The sequence below is a fragment of the Streptomyces sp. 13-12-16 genome, assembly GCF_002114215.1.
Classification (GTDB): Bacteria; Actinomycetota; Actinomycetes; order Streptomycetales; family Streptomycetaceae; genus Streptomyces.
In genome coordinates this window covers 1-4,630 of record NZ_NCTE01000094.1, presented here as the reverse complement: position 1 = coordinate 4,630, position 4,630 = coordinate 1, and the positions used below count along the sequence as shown (strand labels likewise).

Below are 4,630 nucleotides of genomic sequence, written 5' to 3'. Positions count from 1 at the left end.
GGCCGCCACGCCGGTGCCGGCCAGCTCCTGGCCCGTCGCCAGCGCCCGGTCCGAGCCCGGCACCGCGGTGGACAGCTTCTCCGCCGGTACGGCCCGGTTGACGGTGTCCAGCGCCGGGGCGGCGTCCGGGACGGCCGGGGCCGCGTTGGCGGCGCCGGCACCGGCGGCGGCGAAGGCGGCACCCAGCACGGCGACACCGAGGGTCTTGGCAGCAGACTGCTTCATGTAAATGCGTCCTCGAAATGGGATACGGGGAGTGAGCGGTGCTGAGACCGTAAACACGGGGCCCCTCCCGCCGCAAACATCGAAATGCGGACGGATGGTGAACATCGACGGTGTTCACGTTTCCCGCGGACGCCGCTATCGGCTTTCCTTTTCCGGAGAACCGCTGGTGGAGGCCGTCTGACGGAACAGCCATTCGGACTTCAGCTCGGCGTATCCGGGCTTGACGACGTCATTGATCATGGCCAGTCGTTCATCGAAAGGAATGAACGCCGATTTCATCGCATTGACGGAGAACCACTGCATGTCGTCGAGCGTGTAGCCGAATGCGTCGACCAGGTGCTCGAACTCCCGGCTCATGGTGGTGTGGGACATCAGACGGTTGTCGGTGTTCACCGTGGCCCGGAAGTGCAGCCGGCGCAGCAGGCCGATGGGGTGCTCGGCGTACGAGGCGGCGGCCCCGGTCTGGAGGTTGGAGCTGGGGCACAGCTCCAGCGGGATGCGCTTGTCCCGGACGTAGGAGGCCAGCCGGCCGAGTTCGACCGTGCCGTCGTCGCGGACCCGGATGTCGTCGATGATGCGCACCCCGTGCCCCAGCCGGTCGGCGCCGCACCACTGGAGGGCCTGCCAGATGGACGGCAGCCCGAACGCCTCGCCGGCGTGGATGGTGAAGTGGTTGTTCTCCCGCTTCAGGTACTCGAAGGCGTCGAGGTGCCGGGTGGGCGGGTAACCGGCCTCGGCACCCGCGATGTCGAAGCCGACGACGCCCAGGTCCCGGTAGCGGTTGGCGAGTTCGGCGATCTCCAGGGCGCGGGCGGCGTGCCGCATCGCGGTGAGCAGGGCGCCGACCCGGATGCGGTGGCCGTTCTCCCGCGCGCGCCGCTCCCCCTCCCGGAAGCCCTCGTTGACGGCCTCGACGACCTCTTCGAGGGTCAGTCCGCCTTCGAGGTGCTGCTCGGGCGCGTAACGCACCTCGGCGTAGACGACGCCGTCCTCGGCGAGGTCCTCGGCGCACTCGGCGGCGACCCGGACGAGGGCGTCACGGGTCTGCATGACGCCGACGGTGTGCGAGAACGTCTCCAGGTACCGCTCCAGGGAGCCGGAGTCGGCGGCCTCCCTGAACCACAGGCCGAGCTTGCCGGGATCGGTCTCGGGAAGCTGGTGGTACCCGCTCTCGCGGGCCAGGTCCACGACGGTGCCGGGGCGCAGCCCGCCGTCGAGGTGGTCGTGCAGCAGGACCTTGGGCGCCCGGCGGATCTGCTCCGTGGTCGGGGTGTTCGCGATGGTCTGGCTCGTCATTTCCGCACTCTAACTCCTACGCGCGTAGATCACCGGGAGGACGAAGGCGCCGATACGTAACAGTGATCGCACGGCCGGGTGGAGTACACCCGCACTTCTGAGAATGTTCTGTCATGGCACAGGAAGCGACGCCGGTTCGCACGGCCCGGCTGGGGAGGGCGCTCGGCCCGGAGCCGACGGCGGTGGGCGGAGTGGTGCTGCTGCTCCCCGGCGGCGAGGAGGTGTCCGGCCGCAGACCGTCCGCCGTGCTGGCGGCCGCCTCCGTACGCGCTCTGGGACGCCGCCTCACCCGCGCGGGCCGCGAGGAGAGCCTCGCCGCCCATGTCGTCCACTACCGCTACCGGGGCTGGAACGGCAGCGAGGCGCATCTCGCGCGCGACGCCGCGTGGGCCGCCGACGAGGCCGTACGGCGCTACGGGGACGTCCCCGTCTGCCTCGCCGGACTCGGCATGGGCGGCAGGGCCGCGCTCCGCGCGGCGGGCCACGAGGCCGTCAACTCCGTGCTGGCGCTGGCACCCTGGCTGCCGGAGGAGGACGTGGCGGCGCCACCCGAACCGGTGAAACAGCTCGCCGGGCGGCGGGTGCTGATCGTGCACGGCACGAACGACGCGCGCAGCGATCCCGAGTTGTCGTTCCGGCTGGCGGCGCGGGCGAAGAAGGCGAACCGGGAGGTGTGCCGGTTCGAGGTCCATGCGGACGGGCACGGGTTGAGCCAGTACCGGGACGAGGTGCTGGCGCTGGCCGAGGACTTCGTGATGGGGGCGCTGTTCGGGCGGGCGTTCTCGCGGCCCGTGCAGGATGCCCTGGCGGCGCCTCCGCCGTTGGGGTTGCGGATGCCGCTCGCCGCGGGGTTCGGGAAGTCTTTGCGGCGGTAGCGCCGGTGGGGTGACTGTCGTCCGGCCTGTGCGGGTTGTCCGTGGCTGGTCGCGCCCACGCGGCGGAGCCGCATACCGATACAGCCCCGCGCCCCTGGGTGTGCTGCCCCTAGGCTGGCAGCAAGGTGCCCCTTTTGCTGAGCAGGAACTTCTTGAAGGCGGCCACGGGAGGCGTGTCCGGGTGGCCGGCCAGCCAGGCCACGCCGATCTCCCTGGCCGCCCTGGGGGCCGTGACCGTCAGTTCGACCACTCCGGGGCGGGGGAAGGCCGGTGGGGGGAGGAGGGCCACGCCCAGGCCCGCCGCCACCAGGCCGCGCAGGGTTTCGGCCTCCTCGCCCTCGAAGGCGATGCGGGGTCTGAAGCCGGCCTGGGCGCAGAGGTCGTCGGTGATGCGGCGGAGGCCGTAGCCGGGTTCCAGGGTCACGAAGGTCTCGTCGGCGGCCTCGGCGAGGCGGATGCGGCGGCGGCCGGCGAGGCGGTGGTCGGCGGGGACGACCAGGCGCAGCTTCTGCTCGTCGAGGCGGCGGGCGACGAGGTCGGGGGCGTCGGGCACCGGGGAGGTCAGGCACAGGTCGAGTTCGCCCGCGCGGAGCCCCTCCAGCATGGCCTCGCCGTAGTTCTGGACCAGGCTGAAGCGGATGCGCGGGTGGTCGGCGCGGAAGGCGTGCAGCAGGCCGGGTACGGTCTCGGCGCCCATGGTGTGCAGGAAACCGAAGGCGACCTTGCCGGTGGCGGGGTCGGCGTCGGCGCGTACCTCGTCGGCGGCGCGCTCGATCTCGGCGAGGGCGCGTTCGACGGAGGTGAGGAAGGTGCGGCCGGCCGGGGTGAGGGAGACGGTGCGGCCGTGGCGGGCGAACAGCTCGACGCCCAGGTCCTGTTCGAGGCGGACCATCGCGCGGGAGAGGGTGGACTGCGGGACCTGCATCTCCTGGGCGGCACGGGTGACGTGCTCGGTGCGGGCGACGCCGGCGAAGTGGGCGAGGCGGGGTGCGAGCAGCCTCGACATGTCGTCCGTGTCTCGTGTGTCACTGGTCTGTGACAGTCTCCTTCGTGACCTCTGCTGATGCACCATGGGAACGATTATGACGATTCCGTGCATTGGACGGATGAGCGGGGGCGTACGTAGCTTCGAGGCATGACTCCCGCCAGTACCGGGGCGTCCACCAGTGTGGGCGCCGTCGCATCCGTTCCCTCCGCCCAGCCGCCCGTCTCCGAGTCCCGGATGTCTCCGGGCGGACCCGGTTACCGCCGGATGAGTCTCGCCCTGTTCCTCGCGGGCGTCGCGACCTTCGCGCTGCTGTACTCCACCCAGGCCCTGCTGCCGCTGATCTCCGGCGACTTCGCGGTGAGCGCGGGTGACGCGAGCTGGACGGTGGCGGCGGCCACCGGCGGCCTGGCGCTGTTCGTGCTGCCGATGAGCGCGCTGTCGGAGCGCTACGGACGGCGTACGGTCATGACGGCCTCGCTGGCCGTCGCGGTGACCCTCGGACTGCTGGTGCCGTTCGCGCCGTCGCTGGGCGCGCTGGTGGCGCTGCGGGCGCTGCAGGGTGCGGCGCTGGCCGGGCTGCCGGCGTCGGCGACGGCGTACCTCGCGGAGGAGGTCACGCCGAAGGCGCTGGTGACCGCGATCGGGCTGTTCGTCGCCGGCAACAGTGTCGGCGGGATGAGCGGCCGGGTGATCACCGGCTGGGTGGCGCAGGAGTGGGGCTGGCGGGTCGCCGTCGGGGTGATCGGCGTGGTCGCGGTGGCGTGCGCGGTGGCGTTCCGGCTGCTGCTGCCGGCGCCGAGGCACTTCCGGGCGGGCTCGCTGCGTCCGGGTGTGCTGGTGCGGACCGTCCGGGGGCATCTCGCCGATCCGCTGCTGCGGCGGCTGTACGCGATCGGCGCGCTGTTCATGACGGTGTTCGGCGGTGTCTACACGGTGATCGGCTACCGGCTGACCGAGGCGCCGTTCTCGCTGCCGCAGGGCATCGTGGGCTCGATCTTCCTGGTGTACCTGGTCGGCACGGTCTCGGCGTCGGCGGCGGGGCGCCTGGTGGGGCGGCTGGGCCGCCGGGGCGCGCTGTACGCGGGGGGCGGGACGACCGCGGCGGGGCTGCTGCTGTCGCTGGCGGGGTCGTTGCCGGTGGTGCTGCTGGGGCTGGTGCTGATCACGGCGGGGTTCTTCGCGGGGCACGCGGTGGCGTCGTCGGCGGTCGGGAAGACGGCGACGGTGGGGCGGGCGCAGGCGTCGG

The 4,630-nt window shown here is 72.2% G+C and carries 4 protein-coding genes and 1 pseudogene; 2 read left to right on the top strand and 3 right to left on the bottom strand.

The window, feature by feature from the left end; all coding sequences use genetic code 11:
- Positions 1-225, bottom strand: a pseudogene (locus B7767_RS04725) (hypothetical protein); the annotation flags it as partial.
- Between the two features lie 135 nt (positions 226-360).
- Positions 361-1,521: an adenosine deaminase gene (locus B7767_RS04720; RefSeq protein ID WP_085571011.1), complete on the bottom strand. Its 1,161-nt coding sequence runs from the start codon at positions 1,519-1,521 to the stop codon at positions 361-363.
- 113 nt (positions 1,522-1,634) lie between these two features.
- On the opposite strand from B7767_RS04720, the gene B7767_RS04715 reads away from it, so the two are divergent.
- On the top strand, positions 1,635-2,396 hold the full coding sequence (locus tag B7767_RS04715; protein ID WP_085571010.1) for an alpha/beta hydrolase: 762 nt from the start codon (positions 1,635-1,637) through the stop codon (positions 2,394-2,396).
- A 109-nt stretch (positions 2,397-2,505) separates the two neighbouring features.
- Here the strand turns inward: B7767_RS04715 and B7767_RS04710 are convergent, their stop codons facing one another.
- Entirely contained in the window at positions 2,506-3,468 is a 963-nt protein-coding gene (locus B7767_RS04710; protein ID WP_085571009.1) for a LysR family transcriptional regulator, read from the bottom strand.
- A 63-nt stretch (positions 3,469-3,531) separates the two neighbouring features.
- Here B7767_RS04710 and B7767_RS04705 point away from each other — a divergent pair.
- Positions 3,532-4,630 (top strand): MFS transporter (locus tag B7767_RS04705; protein WP_085571012.1); only part of this gene is annotated, 1,099 nt, incomplete at its 3' end.